This window comes from Verminephrobacter aporrectodeae subsp. tuberculatae At4, assembly GCF_000193225.1.
Lineage (GTDB): Bacteria > Pseudomonadota > Gammaproteobacteria > Burkholderiales > Burkholderiaceae_C > Acidovorax > Acidovorax aporrectodeae.
Map to the genome: position 1 here is coordinate 1 of NZ_AFAL01000400.1, position 15,229 is coordinate 15,229.

Here is a 15,229-nt window from a genome sequence, read left to right on the forward strand (position 1 = left end):
CAGCACACCGGCGGCGACCAGCGCCGAATACTCGCCCAGCGAATGCCCGGCGACGGCCAGCGGCGCGGCGCCCCCCTCGGAACACCAGACGCGCCACGCCGCCACCCCCGCCACCAGCATCACGGGCTGGGTGTTGGTGGTGCGTGCGAGCGCCTCCTTGGGCCCCTCCTGGATCAGCCGGCCGAGATCCTCACCCAGGGCATCCGACGCCTCGCGCAGGGTCTGCGTGACCGCCGGGTGCGCGCCCCAGCCATCGAGCATTCCCACGGCCTGCGAGCCCTGCCCTGGAAAAACACATGCAAAAGACTTCATGAAGCATCCAAAAATACAAAACCACTGCGCAGGCCTGTTGCATTCAGCGCCGCAAGCTATAGCTTCAGGAGCACAGCGCCCCAGGTGAAGCCGCCGCCAACGGCTTCGAGCAGCAGGGTCTGGCCCTTGCACACCTGGCCCGTGTGCACCGCATGGTCGAGCGCCAGCGGAATCGACGCTGCCGACGTGTTCCCGTGCTGATCGACCGTGACCACCACCTTGTCCATGCGCATCCTCAGCTTGCGCGCCGTGCCCTGCATGATGCGGATGTTCGCCTGGTGCGGAATCAGCCAGTCAACGTCCGCCTGCGTCAGGCCGGCCTTGGCCAATACCGCGTGCGCCGCCTTCTCGAGAACGCCCACCGCGAGCTTGAAAACGGCCTGCCCGTCCATTCTGAGCAGCGGGTCCCCGAGCACCTGACCGCCCGCTACGTTGCCGGGCACGCAGAGGATGTCGACATACCGGCCGTCGGCGCAAAGTTCACTCGAGAGGATTCCCGGCACCTTGGACGCCTCAAGCACCACGGCGCCTGCGCCGTCGCCGAACAGCACGCAGGTCGTGCGGTCATTGAAGTCCACGATGCGGCTGAAGACTTCGGCGCCAACAACCAGCGCGCGCTTGGCGGCGCCGCTGCGGATCATCGCGTCCGCGATCGATAACGCATAGATAAAGCCGGTGCACACGGCCTGCACGTCAAATGCCGGGCAGCCATTCGCGCCGAGCTTGTTTTGCAGGATGCAGGCCATCGCAGGGAACACCATGTCGGGCGTGGACGTGGCGACGATGATCAGATCGATGTCCGCCGGCTGTAGCCCGGCCGCCTGCAGGGCCTTGCGCGCTGCCTCCACCCCCAGGTCGCTGCTGTTCACCTCGGGCGCGGCAAAGTGGCGTGCGTGGATTCCGGTGCGCTCGACGATCCAGGCGTCGGAAGTCTCGATTCCGCGCCGACCCAGTTCGGCTACCAGGTCGGCGTTCGTCAACCGGCGGGGGGGCAGATAGCTGCCGGTGCCGGTAATGCGGGAGTAGCGTCTCATCGATGTGTCGTCGCCGCAATGCCCGTCTTGGGCTGGGCATCCGCAGGAGCCAGAAGCGGCGCGGCATGCGCAATCCGGATCCGGACACGGTCGAGCAGGTTGTTGCGGGCCGCATCATACGCCCGGATCAGGGCCTGCTCGAAGGCCATGGCGTCGGCCGATCCATGGCTCTTGAAGACCAGTCCGCGCAGCCCCAGCAGCGCGGCGCCGTTGTAGCGGCGGTAGTCCATGCGCTGCATGAACGCCTTGAGCACCGGATAGGCGATCAACGCCGCCATCTTGGTGAAGATGTGGCGCGAAAACTCGGCTTTGAGCGCACCCACGATCATCGACGCAATGCCTTCGCTGGCCTTGAGCGCCACATTGCCTATGAAGCCATCGCACACCACGATGTCCACGGTGCCCTTGAATATGTCGTTCCCCTCGACATTCCCATAAAAATTCAACTCCCCCGAATTCGCAGCGGATCGCAGCAATTCAGCGGCTTTCTTGATGACTTCGCTGCCTTTGATGACTTCCTCGCCAATATTCAGCAGCCCCACCGTGGGCTCGCCCCCTCCTTGAGCGCAGACACCAGGGCAGAGCCCATGACCGCGAACTGCAGCAAATGCTCGGCCGAGCAGTCCACGTTCGCCCCCAGGTCGAGCACCGTCGTCGCGCCTCCCCGGGAATTGGGCATCTGGGTGGCAATTGCGGGGCGGTCAATGCCGTCGAGCGTCTTCAGAAGGTAGCGCGCAATCGCCATCAGCGCGCCGGTGTTGCCCGCGGAGACTGCGGCGGATGCAGCCCCGTCCCGGACCTGGAGGATGGCCACGCGCATCGATGAATCCTTCTTCTTGCGCAGGGCCACCTCCACCGGATCGTCCATCGCCACCACCTCGGACGCGGGAACGATGACGGCACGCTCGTGCGCAAACCCCTGCAGGCTTTGCTCCAGGCCGACGAGCAGCAAACGTGCTTGCGGGTGATGGTCGAGAAACTGGCGGCACGCCACGAGCGTGACGCGGGGGCCATGGTCGCCCCCCATGCAATCGACTGCCAATGTGATCATGGGCGACTCGTACGGCCTGCGAAGCAGGGAAAAAGATGCATTCGGCGCTCAAAACAAAGGCCCGCGCTACAACCGGGGTAGCAACAGGCCTCGGGGTGGGGTGGGAGCCATGTCATGCCCGGGATGAAACGCCCCCAGGAAATGCCACCGGCGGCCCGAAGAAGCCGATTACGCGTCGTGCGCTGACCCGGTCCACGCCCGTTTCATGCTTGGCGTGACAGGGCGCGCGCTCAGGAGGCTTCGGAGCGGTTTTTCAGCACCTGGCGGCCGCGGTAGAAGCCGTTCGGGCTGATGTGGTGCCGCAGATGCGTTTCCCCCGTGGTGGGCTCCACCGCCATACCGGGCACGCTCAGGGCATTGTGCGAGCGGTGCATTCCGCGCTTGGAAGGGGATTTTTTGTTTTGCTGAACGGCCATGGTGGATCCTGATTCTGAATGGGTTGGTAAGACGCGATCGACTCAGACCCGCAGGGGCTGCGCGCGAAACCGCAGATTATAAGCAAGCGGACCGGGAGCGCAGAGAATCTGCGGGCGCTTCTTCGGGATTGCGCAAACCGGCCCCGGCCGGGCAACCTGGGCCTATGGCCTATGTTCCCATCCGAAACTTGCGCAGGTCCGCGAGCGCGGCAAAGGGGTTGGGTTTCTCCGCCAGGGCCGCGTCGAAATCGTCGTCCGGGAAGGCCTGCGCAACGGGGCGCGGGCACTCGTCGTGCTTTGGTACTGCGGGCAGCGCCATGAGCAGTTCGTCCTCGATCAGCGCGCGCAGGTCGAACTCACGGCTCATGGCGAGCAGGTCTTCCTCGCAGCTATCGTCCAGGGCCTCGGCAGTGGCCTCGTCCGCGACGAAGCGAAACCTGCGGCCCACCTCCAGCGGCACGTCCACGGTCGTCAGGCAGCGCTGGCATTCCATGGGAAAGCCAGCGCGCACCTGCAGACGCAGCCACACCTGCGCCGCGCCGTCGGCGATCTGGCGCATTTCGCCAACGGCCTCCCAATCCACCCGGAGGTCCGGGTGCAGCCCCTTGGCCTCCTGCGCCAAGCGTTCGTATTTCAACAGCGAATCCTGGCCCGCCAACCGCCCGCCCGCCTGCGCGAAGGCTTTCACGTGGAGTCGCTGAGAGGAGAAATCCTTGGTCATGGCGGCAGTGTAAGAGAATCGCTGCATGCATCAATCCCCTGCCCGGCCGCGTTCCCTGGTTTTGGGATCGACCTCGCGCTACCGGCGCGAAGCGCTCGAGCGCCTGAAACTGCGTTTCGAGGTCGCAGCCCCGGACGTGGACGAGACCCCGCAGCCCGCAGAAGCCCCACGCGCCCTGGCCCTGCGCCTGGCCCTGGCCAAGGCGCGCGCCGTGGCGCAGCAGCACCCCGAGGCGCTGGTGATCGGCGCGGACCAGGTCGCCGACTTGGCCGGCGAGCCCCTGGGCAAGCCGATCCGGCACGAACACGCCGTGCAACAACTGCGCCGGATGCGCGGTCAGACCGTGGTGTTTCACACAGCGGTTTCCCTGGTATGCCTGGCCACCGGCTTCGAGCAGGTGGACCTGGCCCCCGTGGAGGTGCGGTTCCGCCCCCTGTCCGACGATGAAATCGAGCGCTACCTGCGCGCCGAACAACCTTACGACTGCGCAGGCAGCGCCAAGAGCGAGGGACTGGGCATCGCGCTGCTGGACGCCATCCAAAGCGACGACCCGAGCGCCCTCGTCGGCCTGCCCCTGATACGCACCTGCCGCATGCTGCGCGCCGCCGGGGTGCCACTGCCATGAACGCCGGCACCGCCGGCGCGGGCACCCTGTACCTGGTTCCCGCCCCGCTCGATTTTGGCTGCGCCACGCAGGCTCCGCTGCAGGACGTGCTGCCCGCCGCCACCTTGCAGACTGCGGCCCGGCTCGGGCACTGGCTGTGCGAGAACGCAAAGAGCGCACGCGCCTACCTCAAGCGCGTCGATTCCCTCCACCCCCTGAGCACCCCGCTGCAGCAACAGCAGATCACGGAACTGCCGCGCGCAGTGCACAAGAAGGGCGACCATGGCGACAGCGGCGCCGCCCGGTTCGACGCCCGCCCGCTGCTCGCGGCCGCTCTGGCCGGCAACGACATCGGCCTGCTCAGCGAAGCCGGCATGCCCGCGGTGGCCGACCCGGGCGCTGGCGTGGTGCGCGCCGCACACGCGCTTGGCCTGCGCGTGGCGCCGCTGGTAGGGCCCGTGTCGCTGCTGCTGGCCCTGGCCGCCAGCGGCCTGAACGGGCAGCACTTCGCCTTCGTGGGCTACCTGCCGCAGGACGCGCAGGCGCGCGCTCAGCGCATCAAGGAGTTGGAGGGCGTCGCGCTCAGAACGGACCAGACCCAGATTTTCATCGAGACCCCGTACCGCAACGCCGCCCTGTGGCAGGCGCTGCTGCAAACGCTGCAAGCCCACACGCGCCTGGCGCTGGCGCACGGACTGACGCTGCCGGATGCACACATCCAGAGCCGCTTGGTGCGCGAATGGCGCGGACAAGCCACGCCCCCGACAACCGCACCCCCGCCGTGTTTGCGCTGGGCCGCTGAAAAATCGCCGGGGTGACGCACGGGATGCAGCGGGATGCCGCAGCGCAGGGCTATTATTCTGCGCATGACCCAAGACCTCTTCCGCCAGGACGCGTATCTGCGCGAATGCAGCGCCCGCATCACCGCTGTCACCGATGCCGGCGCCATCGTGCTCGACCGCAGCGTGTTCTACCCGCAAAGCGGCGGCCAGGCCGGTGACAGCGGCGTGTTGGTGCTGGCCGACGGCAGCAGCGTCGCCATCGCCGACACCCGCAAGGGCAAGGACGCCGACGGCCATGCCACGCATGACATCGTGCATATCCCCGCCCCGGCGCAGCAAGACGAGCGCGCGGCGCAATGGCTGCCCGGCACCGCGGTCACCGCACGCATCCACTGGGAGCGCCGCCACCGCATGATGCGCTTGCACAGCACCACGCACCTGCTGTGCCATCTGGTGCCCCATCTGGTCAACGGCTGTTCGATCACGCCCGACTACGCCAGGCTGGACTTCGCGATGACCGACCCGCTCGACAAGGAGACCCTGAGCGCCGGCATCGCCGCGCTCGTGGCCGCCGCGCATCCGCTCAGCGTGGGCTCGATCAGCGACGAGGAACTCGACGCCAACCCCGCACTGGTCAAAAGCATGAGCGTGCAGCCCCCGCGCGGCACGGGGCGTATCCGCACCATCCGCATCGGCGGGCACAGTGCATCCGCTGCGCTGATCGACCTGCAACCCTGTGGCGGAACGCACGTGGCCAACACCGCCGAGATCGGCGCCGTGGTGGTCACCAAGATCGAAAAAAAGAGCGCCACCACCCGCCGGGTGATACTGGGCTTTGCCCCGTGAGTCCCGCGACCCCTGGTGCGGTCGTATCCAAGGGCGCGGAATTGAACCCGGGCCCTTGATGCGTTGGCTCATCCGGGGGCCGATCCGCGCAGCGGGGCCGGATGGCAGCCGTTCGAACTTCAGACACCCTTTTCACACAGGCATCCATCATGGCGACATCCACTATGGTTCCACGCATCGAGAACCTGAAGGTGCAGAATTTTCGGGCGCTCAAGGACATTGAACTCAAGAACATCACACCGCTGACTGTTTTGCTCGGCCCCAATGGCAGCGGAAAGTCCACGCTGTTCGACGTGTTCAACTTCCTGTCGGAATGCTTTCAGAGCGGCCTGCGCCAGGCCTGGGATCGCCGTGGCCGCGGCAAGGAGTTGAAAACACGCGGCTCGGAGGGCCCCGTGGTCATTGAGCTCCAGTATCGGGAGCGACCCAAGACGCCCCTGATCACCTACCACCTGTCCATCGACGAGACCTCCAAAGGTCCGGTCGTGGCCGAGGAATGGCTGGCGTGGAAGCGCGGTCAGCGCGGGCGACCCTTCAGGTTTCTGGAGTATCGCAGTGGCGCGGGCAGCGTCATCAGCGGCGAACACCCCGATGAAAAAGACCAACGCCTGGAAGTCCCCTTGCGCGCGCCCGATCTGATTGCCGTGAACACCCTGGGGCAAATCGCCCAGCACCCCCGCGTGGCTGCCTTGCGTGACTTCATTACCGACTGGTATGTGTCCTACCTGTCGGTGGACAGCACGCGCACGCAACCTGAATCAGGGCCGCAGGACCGGCTGTCCAAAACCGGCGACAACCTGCCCAACGTCATCCAATACCTCATGGAAAGCCATAGGGATCAGTTCGATCGGATCATGCAGGTATTGCGCGCGCGCATTCCGAGGCTGGAGCGCATCGACGCATCGCCAATGCCCGATGGCCGACTGCTGCTGCAAGTCAAGGATGCGCCCTTTGAACAGCCCGTGCTGTCGAAGTTCGCCTCCGACGGCACGCTCAAGATGCTGGCCTACCTGACGGTGCTCTACGACCCGACCCCCCGCAGTTCATCGGCATCGAGGAGCCCGAGAACTTTCTGCACCCGCGGCTATTGCCCGAGTTGGGCGAAGAATGCCACCGGGCCGCCGAGCGGACACAGTTGCTGGTCACCACGCATTCCCCGTTCTTCCTGAACAGTTGCCGCCCACAGGAAGTGCGCATCCTGTACCGGGACGAGCAGGGCTTCACACAGGTGCGTACCGCCAGCGACATTCAGGGAATTGCAGATTTCATGGACGCCGGGGCATCGCTGGGACATCTGTGGATGGAAGGCCATTTCGGCATGAGCGACCCGTTGCGCAATCAAGGCGCGCCATGTTCCTTGGTCGGCACGGCACCGGGTGCAAAAAGGTCTCGCCGTGGCGATTGATACCTTGCATGTGCTGGTGGAAGAGCCTTCCATGGAGGTCACGCTGCAACAGTTGCTCCCCTGCATGCTGCGCCAGGGCATAAAGGCCGAGATACGCCAGTTCCAGTGCAAGAACGACCTGCTCAAACAACTTCCTCAGCGGTTGGCGGGCTACGCCCAGTGGCTTCCCGAGACGGCCATGGTGCTGGTCATTGTGGATCGGGACAATGACGACTGCCTGGAACTCAAGGCACGGCTGGAGCAATTGGCTCACGCAGCGGGACTGGGCACCCGAAAGGCCCCCAGGAACGGGAAATTTCAGGTCATCAACCGCATTGCCATCGAAGAATTGGAAGCCTGGTTTTTTGGCGACTGGGCTGCCGTCAAAGCGGCCTATCCCAAGGTAGATGCCGGGGTGTCAAAAAACCCTGCTGTCGCAGCCCCGATGCCATTCAGCGCGGCACCTGGGAAGCGATGGAGCGTGAATTGCAGAAAAAGGCTTATTTCAAACAAGGCCTGCGCAAATTGGAGTTGGCTCAATCGGTGGCCAAGCACATGGATATTTCCAAGAACTGCTCACCCAGCTTTCAGTGCCTGAGGGACGCATTGGCCCAGTTGTGAAACACCGGTTTCCCTTGGGGAAATGGCGTTTCACAACCTTGTCCGTTAAACAAGGCTTTCGCTTGACGGAACAACGCCGGGATAGCACCGAACCCCCACCGAGTCCCCACCGAGTCCCCTCGGTGCTTTGGATCGGCGCCTGTCAACCGTGCCTCCGCGCTCTTTTTGAAAAAAACAGACAAATCGGCACGGCCATCCCCATGCTCAGCACCCCGATGGCCGCGAAACCCCCGCTTTGCGCCACCGGGGCCCCCACCATCAGCAACAGGCCAAAGAGCAGTGGAGCGCCCGCGTTGACACCACGAAACGCCAGCGTGACGCGCGCGCCCCAGAGCGCCGATTCTTGTCTTGTCGTCAGCCGCTCGAAAATTCCCTGCCGAATCCGGATTCGGGACAGGTTGAACCCGAACCCTATCGCAAAAGCGAGGCCTATGGATGGAAGCATTTCGACGGACCGAATAAGCAGCGCGTCACCGAGCACCACGGCAAAGCAGGCCGCATGACCGAGGTATTCCCGCCCCGAAAAGCGCACGAACGTGGCCAAGAGCGCGCCAACCCCTGCCGCGGCACTCACGAAACCATAATCTGCCGCAGACATTCCGGGTCGGCTTTCGAAAATCAGCGGGACAAAGAAATTGAAACCGCTGAGCTGGATCGCCAAAAATGCCATTCCCGTGAGCAATAGCCACAGCGGGCGGTCTGCTCCATGCCGCTGCGCCGGCTTTTCTGCCAGGGGGACGCCGGATTTTTCCGGGGCTTCTTCATCCATGCGGATCGATGCTGCGGAAAACAAGAGCAGCAGGCTGCTGGCAAAACTGGCGGCGATCCCGAAAAACACCAATCCCGTTCCCGAGCGCGCAATCAAAATGCCGGCCAGCGCGTTTCCTACAAAGACGCCGCACTGCAGGGCCGTTTGCGAGAGCCGCGCCGAAGTCCCGGCGTCAAGCATTCCCGCAACGGTCAATTGCCCCATCAAGGTCTCTATGCATTGCTGGCTGATGAAGCTGATGCATGTCAGTCCGGCAGCGACTGCAATCAGGGTACCCAGGTTCGATGAACCCCCTGCCATTCCCAGCAAAATGGTCGCCACCGCTCCCGCGATTCTGGGCCCGATGATCATGCGCAAGGGATGCTGCTCCACCGCCCGGCGCATCGGCGGGAACAGCAGCTGCGCCAAAAACGGCACAATATTCATGATGCACAGGACGACCCCGATAAAGAGGGGCGACTGGCCCATGCGGGCACTGGTCCAGAGCAGCGTCACGGTGATCATGCCCTCACCGACCATGGTCAGGGACAGCAGGGTCACGAAAATCGCAAGAGGGGCTTTCCGCATCCTGGCCATCAGGCAATCTCCCACAGGGCAGCAGAACGCTCCAACTCCCTGATGCGCCGTATGTCGGCTTCCAGCGCTTCCGGATCATCGTGCGACAGTTCGAAAAGGGCCGGGCAGGTGACCAAGTCAACGGTTCTTGATATTCTGTTGCCCGGAGCCACGAACCACTTTTCCCGCACAAAAGAGGCCAGGGACCGGATCGCCTCGGCTCCCGGCGTGGCCACCAAGGTACCAGCGCGGTCAGAAATCAAAAACGCAATGCATGCGGTTTTCCTCCGGATAATCCGAAGCGTTTCTCCGATGCATGATTCCGGCAGATACGAGTCGATGATGGCGTCGATGAACGAAGGAGAAAAATTGGCGTCAATCACCGACGCACCCATGCCGCCGTGGGCCCGCGCCGCGATTTCCACCAGCAGCGGACCGCTTGCCGTCAGCATGACCTCGATATGAACCGGCCCCACACGCACGCCGACGGCCCTGGCCACGGCCTCACAGTAGGAGCGCATTCTGGCGTCAAGCGCGGGATCGTCCGGTGCGAAAAAGTCTATCCTGTCATACACCATCGCGCCGTCCCGGTTGATTTTGCGGTATTTGCCGATCGCAAAAACGGTCAGCACCTGGTTCGAGACGACGCCATCGACCGTGTATTCATCGCCCACCATGAACTCCTGAACCAGCACACCGCAGGTGTTTTTCCCGTACTTGTCGACTCCGTCCAGGATTGTCGATGCATGCCGCGCGAGCGCGTCCCGTGCCTCGCAGACCCGAACCAGATCGCTTCCGGAACTGGCCTCGGGCTTGACGACCACCGGGTACCCTGTCGCCTCGGCCCAGGCGATGCAGTCCGCAAGACAGCCGCAGCGCGCCTGGCGGCACAGCGCAATTCCGGCCTCTCTGACCGCTTGGGCCATCGCGGTTTTGTTCCGGCGCCATGCGCTCGTCTCCGGATCGTTGCCCGCCAACCCAAACCGCGCCGCGAGTTCCTCGGCAAGGCATACGCCACTCTCGGCGCCGGGAATGATGGCGTCATAAGCGTCCCGCGCGATCAGCGCATCAAAGTCCTTATCCGTGCATGCGCGCGACCAGCTAACATCCATCCCGGAAGATTCCGCAGACGCCGAGAAAATCGCAGCGCACAAGAAACCGCGCTCCAGCGCCCGCTGGGCAATAAAATAACCGGCCGATGTTGGATCAACAATGGCGACCGTGATGTTTGTATTCATGGATGGCGCTTTCACGTTCTTTCTCTGTACAAAAGCAGCATCCTATCTGAAATGGAGCCAAACGATGCCGGTAAATTCTGCCAATCTGACCACCAAAACGGACCGATCGAGAAAAATCCTCTTTGTCGGCTACGACGATCTGACCCTGCTCGACTTGGCCGGGCCGATGCAGGCCTTTGATGCGGTGAATGTTCTGCGCCGCAAAATGGGCAAACCACCTGCTTATGCGATCCGATTGCTTGCCAGTCAATCGGGCCGGTTACAAACGGACGTCGGCGTCCCTGTCGAAGCGGGCGCGTGGCAGGAGGAGACCGGAGATGATCCCCATCTGGTGGTAGTCCCGGGGGGACCCGGCGTATGGAACCCGCAGACCCAGGCCACGGTCAGCGCGTATTTGCGATCACAATCGGAAACTGCCGAGATCGCAGCTGTGTGTATCGGCGCCTTTCTGCTGGGACACGCCGGCCTGCTTGACGAAAAACGGGTAGTCACCCATTGGCGCTACTGCCGGAAGCTGCAAACGGATTTTCCGACCGCATATGTCGATGCCGATCCGATCTTTATCCATGATGGAAATATCTGGACCTCGGCGGGAGTGACTGCGGGAATCGATCTGGCCCTGGCCATTATTGAAAGAGACCATGGTCATTCCCTGGCGGCAGACGTCGCACGTGGTCTGGTCGTATTTCTCAAACGCCCGGGCGGGCAATCGCAATACAGCAAATTGCTTGAGGCACAATCGGCCGTGGCCGACGGCAAACTATCCGACCTGCATGCATGGATTGCGGACAACCTGCACCGTCCATTGTCGGTGGAAACGCTTGCCGCACAGGCTGGAATGTCCCTGCGAAGTTTCGCGAGATACTATGTGGAGAAAACCGGCGTCACACCAAGGCGGGCCATAGAGAATCTGCGTGTGGATACCGCGCAACGCATGTTGCTTGACTACCCGCAACTGAGTTTGAAACGCATCTCGGACAAATGCGGCTTTGCTGACGATGAGCGCATGCGGCGCACCTTTATCCGGCATTTTGGTATGCCGCCATCCGAGCTGCGCCAGCGTTTTGCATCGAGCGCTGCGGGTTGATTAGACGTTTGGGCGGTTCAGCGATTTGCACAAGGTATGCGCTCATGTGACGCCACCAAGGCCCATCCATCCATAACAAAAAATCGCCATTCCACCCACGTAGCAGGCACTTGGTCAGCGCACCTTGCAGCGGCAAGACGGTGAGCGAAAGCGGGCGGTTGCAGCTGGACCTTGAGATCACCGATGGCGGGCAGTTCGACACCGATGGCAAGGCCCGCGGCGCCATCACCAGACACGATCCCCTCGGGGAGGGGCGCTTGGGGGCGCTCCCGTTGCACCGAGGCCGCCAACAGCGCGTGCGGCCGCGGCCACATGGAGCCGCGAGGACCCCGCGCGACCCCGCCTGGATCACATGCACGCCGCCAGGGTTAACGCTTATTGTTATTGGTTTGCCCGGATGGTCACATCCGGATGCAGGCCGATACTGCACATTCGGGTCTGGCCTGGGTGCCAGACCCGGGTTTTCTGCGTTTCCGTTTCCCCCCCCAAGTCCACAGGATTGCATTTCATGGCAAGCGTCACGATCCGGTCAGTGAAGAAAAATTTCGGCGATGTCGCGGTGCTGCACGGCGTGGACATCGACATCCACGATGGCTCGTTCACCGTGCTGGTCGGCCCCTCCGGCTGCGGCAAGTCCACCCTGCTGCGCATGATCGCCGGGCTGGAAGAGATCAACGGCGGCGATATCCTGATCGGCGAGCGGCGCGTGAACGACCTGCCGCCCAAGGACCGCGACATCGCCATGGTGTTCCAGAACTATGCGCTCTACCCGCATATGACGGTGCGCAACAACATGGCCTTTGCGCTGACGCTGGCGAAAACCGCCAAGGCCACCATCGAGGCCAAGGTCCAGCGTGCCGCCGAGATCCTGGCGCTGGCGCCGCTGCTCGAGCGTTACCCGCGCCAGCTCTCCGGTGGCCAGCGCCAGCGGGTGGCCATGGGCCGGGCCATCGTGCGCGACCCGCAGGTGTTCCTGTTCGACGAGCCGCTGTCGAATCTCGACGCCAAGCTGCGCGTGGCCATGCGCAGCGAGATCAAGGAGTTGCACCAGCGCCTGAAGACCACGTCGATCTACGTCACGCACGACCAGATCGAGGCCATGACCATGGGCGACAAAATCGTGGTCATGCGCGACGGCCGCATCGAGCAGACGGGCAGCCCACTGGACCTGTACGACCACCCGGCGAACCAGTTCGTCGCCGGCTTCATCGGATCGCCCGCGATGAACTTCCTGCCGGGCACGCTGCGCGTGCGCGAAGGGGCGGCCCGGGTGGAACTCCGGGATGGCACGCAACTGAATGCGCCGCTGCAAACCGGCGGCGTCGATGGGCAGCCGGTGATCTACGGCACCCGGCCCGAGCATCTGAGCCTGGTCAGCGACGGCGGTGACGGCATCCCGGCCCAGGTGGTGGTGATGGAGCCCACCGGCATGGATACCTTCGTGGCCTGCCGGCACCACCACGGCACCGAGCTGTCTGCGGTGTTTCGCGAGCGCTATGACTTCGCGCCGGGCAGCAGCATCCGCCTGCAGCCCGATCTGCAGCGCGCGCATCTCTTTGACGCAGGCACCGGCCAGCGCTTGAGCGCCTGAGCCAGGTTCCGCCGGCCGTCCCACTTCCTCACCGAGGAGCGATTCAAATGAGCGCGTTCCATCGCCGCAGGTTTCTGGAGGGGTCTGCCGGGGTTGCGGCTGCGGCATCGCTGGGCGCCGGCAGCGCGCTGTTCGCGGCGTCGGCGCACGCGCAGACGCTGCGTTTCAGGCCCGAGCAGGGGGCCCGCTTGCGCGTGCTGCGCTGGAGCCGCTTCGTGCAGGGAGACATTGACGCCTACATGGCGAACGTCCGGAAGTTCCAGGACGCGACCGGCGTCGAGGTGCGGGTGGACAACGAGGGCTGGGAAAACGTGCGCCCCAAGGCGGCCGTGGCGGCGAACACCGGCGCCGGGCCGGACATCATCCTGTCGACCAACGACGACGCCAACCTGTACCCCGACAAGCTGCTGGACGTGACCGACTTGGCCGAGTACCTGGGCAATAAGTACGGCGGCTGGTACCCGGCGGTGCAGCAGTACCTGCGGCCGGACGGCAGGAAGTGGCTGGGCCTGGGTCTGGGCACCAGCGGCTCGCTGATCGTCTACCGCGAGAGCATGCTGAAGGCGGCCGGCTTCGAGCGCTTTCCCAAGGACACCGCGGGCTTTCTCGCGCTGCTCCAGGCGCTCAAGGAGAGGGGCACGCCGGGCGGCAGAGCTTCTTGCGCGCGGTGGTGCTGCTGCCCTGGATCGTTCCCACGGCGCTGTCGGCGATCGCCTTCTGGTGGATTTTCGACGCGCAGTTTTCCGTCATCAGCTGGGTGCTCGTGAAACTGGGGCTGCTGGACCATTACATCGACTTCCTGGGCGACCCGTGGAATGCGCGCTGGTCCACCATCGCCGCCAACGTGTGGCGCGGCGTTCCCTTCGTGGCCATCTCGCTGCTCGCCGGGTTGCAGACCATCTCGCCCGCGTACTACGAGGCCTCGGCCATCGACGGCGCCACGGCCTGGCAGCAGTTCCGGCGCATCACCTTGCCGCTGCTCTCGCCGATGATCGCGGTGGTGATGACCTTCTCGGTGCTCTTTACCTTTACCGATTTCCAGCTGATCTACGTGCTCACGCGCGGCGGCCCGCTGAATGCGACGCACCTGATGGCCACCCTGGCTTTCCAGCGCGGGATCTCGGGCGGTGCGCTGGCCGAGGGGGCGGCGATTGCGACGCTGATGGTCCCCTTCCTGCTGGCGGCCATCGCGTTCAGCTACTTCGGCCTGCAACGCCGCGCCTGGCAGCAAGGCGGCCAATGAGCGCCAACGCCAGCAAGGACAGGCCGGGAGGAGGAATGGATTTTCTGCGCTCCATGCCCAGGCGCTGGGTGACGGTGTACATCCCGGTGCTGTGCTTTGTCCTCGTGCTGCTCTTTCCCTTCTACTGGATGGCGGTCACGTCCCTGAAGCCGAACAACGAACTGCTCTCGCGCGAGAGCAACCCCTTCTGGATCGTCGGGCCCACGCTCGCGCATTTCCAAAAGCTGTTGTTCCACACCGGGTACCCGGCCTGGTTGTGGAACACCGTCGTGGTCTCGGTGGTGTCCACGGGAATCTCGCTGGTGCTGTCGGTGCTCGCGGCCTATGCCATCGAGCGCCTGCGCTTCCAGGGCGCCAAGCCGGCCGGTGGCGCGATCTTCCTGGCGTACCTGGTGCCGCCCTCGATCCTGTTCATTCCGCTGGCCGCGATCGTCGTCAAGCTGGGGCTGTTCGACAGCCGCATGGCGCTGATCCTGACCTATCCGACCTTTCTCATTCCCTTTGGCACCTGGCTGCTGATGGGCTACTTCCGCTCGATTCCCTACGAGTTGGAGGAATGCGCGCTCATCGACGGGGCCTCGCGCTGGCAGATCCTGGTGAAGATCGTGCTGCCGCTGGCGGTGCCGGGCCTCATCTCGGCCGGCATCTTCGCCTTCACCCTGTCGTGGAACGAGTTCATCTACGCGCTCACCTTCATCTCGTCCTCCGAGAGCAAGACGGTGCCGGTGGGCGTGGTGACCGAACTGGTGGAAGGCGACGTCTACCACTGGGGCCCGCTGATGGCCGGCGCCTTGCTGGGCTCGCTGCCGGTGGCCTTTGCGTATTCCTTCTTTGTCGAGCACTACGTGTCCGGGCTGACCGGGGCGATCAAGGAATAGTGCGCATCCGGGTGTCCGTAGCCGGGCGGCGGGGGGGCTACGGGGCGCCGCGTTCAGGCGACGCCATTGGATTTGAACCATCGTAACTACTCAGCCC

General features: G+C 64.1%; 14 protein-coding genes and 5 pseudogenes. 12 read left to right on the forward strand and 7 right to left on the reverse strand.

The genetic code is table 11. The features are described from left to right. From VTU_RS26910 to VTU_RS0111300, 5 genes and pseudogenes are all read right to left on the reverse strand, one after another. A partial coding sequence (locus VTU_RS26910) for an ACP S-malonyltransferase (RefSeq protein WP_010104207.1) occupies positions 1 to 312 on the reverse strand: 312 nt, incomplete at its 3' end. A 56-nt stretch (positions 313 to 368) separates the two neighbouring features. Beyond that, on the reverse strand, positions 369 to 1,346 hold the full coding sequence (locus VTU_RS0111285; protein WP_010104208.1) for a beta-ketoacyl-ACP synthase III: 978 nt from the start codon (positions 1,344 to 1,346) through the stop codon (positions 369 to 371). A gap of 152 nt (positions 1,347 to 1,498) precedes the next feature. Then, positions 1,499 to 2,397: pseudogene (gene plsX / locus VTU_RS26915) on the reverse strand (phosphate acyltransferase PlsX); the annotation flags it as partial. Positions 2,398 to 2,627: 230 nt separating this feature from the next. Beyond that, the gene (gene rpmF, locus VTU_RS0111295) at positions 2,628 to 2,813 is read right to left on the reverse strand and encodes a 50S ribosomal protein L32 (RefSeq protein WP_010104212.1); all 186 of its coding nucleotides are present in this window, start codon (positions 2,811 to 2,813) and stop codon (positions 2,628 to 2,630) included. A 169-nt stretch (positions 2,814 to 2,982) separates the two neighbouring features. Then, complete coding sequence (locus tag VTU_RS0111300; protein WP_029554312.1) at positions 2,983 to 3,534, reverse strand: YceD family protein; 552 nt, start codon at positions 3,532 to 3,534, stop codon at positions 2,983 to 2,985. 25 nt (positions 3,535 to 3,559) lie between these two features. Between VTU_RS0111300 and VTU_RS0111305 the strand changes: the two genes are divergently transcribed. The 6 genes and pseudogenes from VTU_RS0111305 (at position 3,560) to VTU_RS26930 (ending at position 7,771) form a co-directional block, all read left to right on the forward strand. Further along, a complete protein-coding gene (locus VTU_RS0111305) occupies positions 3,560 to 4,159 on the forward strand; it encodes a Maf family nucleotide pyrophosphatase (RefSeq protein ID WP_010104214.1) in 600 nt (199 codons plus the stop codon). Continuing rightward, positions 4,156 to 4,940, forward strand: a pseudogene (locus VTU_RS26920) (SAM-dependent methyltransferase). The gene VTU_RS0111305 and the pseudogene VTU_RS26920 overlap by 4 nt, the downstream one beginning before the upstream one ends. A 64-nt stretch (positions 4,941 to 5,004) precedes the next feature. Then, positions 5,005 to 5,766, forward strand: a complete 762-nt coding sequence (locus VTU_RS0111315; RefSeq protein WP_010104218.1) for an alanyl-tRNA editing protein — start codon at positions 5,005 to 5,007, stop codon at positions 5,764 to 5,766. A gap of 164 nt (positions 5,767 to 5,930) precedes the next feature. Then, positions 5,931 to 6,877, forward strand: a pseudogene (locus VTU_RS26925) (AAA family ATPase); the annotation flags it as partial. Positions 6,878 to 6,901: 24 nt separating this feature from the next. Then, the gene (locus VTU_RS34790; protein ID WP_369021519.1) at positions 6,902 to 7,171 is read left to right on the forward strand and encodes a hypothetical protein; all 270 of its coding nucleotides are present in this window, start codon (positions 6,902 to 6,904) and stop codon (positions 7,169 to 7,171) included. A gap of 64 nt (positions 7,172 to 7,235) precedes the next feature. Continuing rightward, a pseudogene (locus VTU_RS26930) lies at positions 7,236 to 7,771 on the forward strand (DUF4276 family protein). Between the two features lie 142 nt (positions 7,772 to 7,913). Here the strand turns inward: VTU_RS26930 and VTU_RS34795 are convergent. Beyond that, positions 7,914 to 8,432: a hypothetical protein gene (locus VTU_RS34795; RefSeq protein ID WP_236610713.1), complete on the reverse strand. Its 519-nt coding sequence runs from the start codon at positions 8,430 to 8,432 to the stop codon at positions 7,914 to 7,916. On the opposite strand from VTU_RS34795, the gene VTU_RS34800 reads away from it, so the two are divergent. Next, positions 8,407 to 9,159, forward strand: coding sequence for a hypothetical protein (locus tag VTU_RS34800; RefSeq protein ID WP_236610714.1), 753 nt, complete (start codon positions 8,407 to 8,409; stop codon positions 9,157 to 9,159). The two genes, VTU_RS34795 and VTU_RS34800, sit on opposite strands and share 26 nt — an antisense overlap. Here VTU_RS34800 and VTU_RS0111335 read toward each other — a convergent pair. Continuing rightward, positions 9,116 to 10,333, reverse strand: coding sequence for an ATP-grasp domain-containing protein (locus VTU_RS0111335; protein WP_050809490.1), 1,218 nt, complete (start codon positions 10,331 to 10,333; stop codon positions 9,116 to 9,118). The two genes, VTU_RS34800 and VTU_RS0111335, sit on opposite strands and share 44 nt — an antisense overlap. On the opposite strand from VTU_RS0111335, the gene VTU_RS0111340 reads away from it, so the two are divergent. From VTU_RS0111340 to VTU_RS0111360, 5 genes and pseudogenes are all read left to right on the forward strand, one after another. Further along, complete coding sequence (locus tag VTU_RS0111340; RefSeq protein WP_236610715.1) at positions 10,320 to 11,420, forward strand: GlxA family transcriptional regulator; 1,101 nt, start codon at positions 10,320 to 10,322, stop codon at positions 11,418 to 11,420. The two genes, VTU_RS0111335 and VTU_RS0111340, sit on opposite strands and share 14 nt — an antisense overlap. Before the next feature lie 508 nt (positions 11,421 to 11,928). Continuing rightward, positions 11,929 to 13,011, forward strand: coding sequence for an ABC transporter ATP-binding protein (locus tag VTU_RS0111345; RefSeq protein WP_029554314.1), 1,083 nt, complete (start codon positions 11,929 to 11,931; stop codon positions 13,009 to 13,011). A 239-nt stretch (positions 13,012 to 13,250) separates the two neighbouring features. Next, positions 13,251 to 13,778, forward strand: coding sequence for an ABC transporter substrate-binding protein (locus VTU_RS26935; protein WP_236610717.1), 528 nt, complete (start codon positions 13,251 to 13,253; stop codon positions 13,776 to 13,778). Then, positions 13,661 to 14,254 (forward strand): annotated as a pseudogene (locus VTU_RS26940) (carbohydrate ABC transporter permease); the annotation flags it as partial. The gene VTU_RS26935 and the pseudogene VTU_RS26940, both read left to right, overlap by 118 nt. Beyond that, positions 14,251 to 15,132: a carbohydrate ABC transporter permease gene (locus tag VTU_RS0111360; protein ID WP_029554315.1), complete on the forward strand. Its 882-nt coding sequence runs from the start codon at positions 14,251 to 14,253 to the stop codon at positions 15,130 to 15,132. The pseudogene VTU_RS26940 and the gene VTU_RS0111360, both read left to right, overlap by 4 nt. The last annotated feature ends 97 nt before the right edge of the window (positions 15,133 to 15,229 follow it).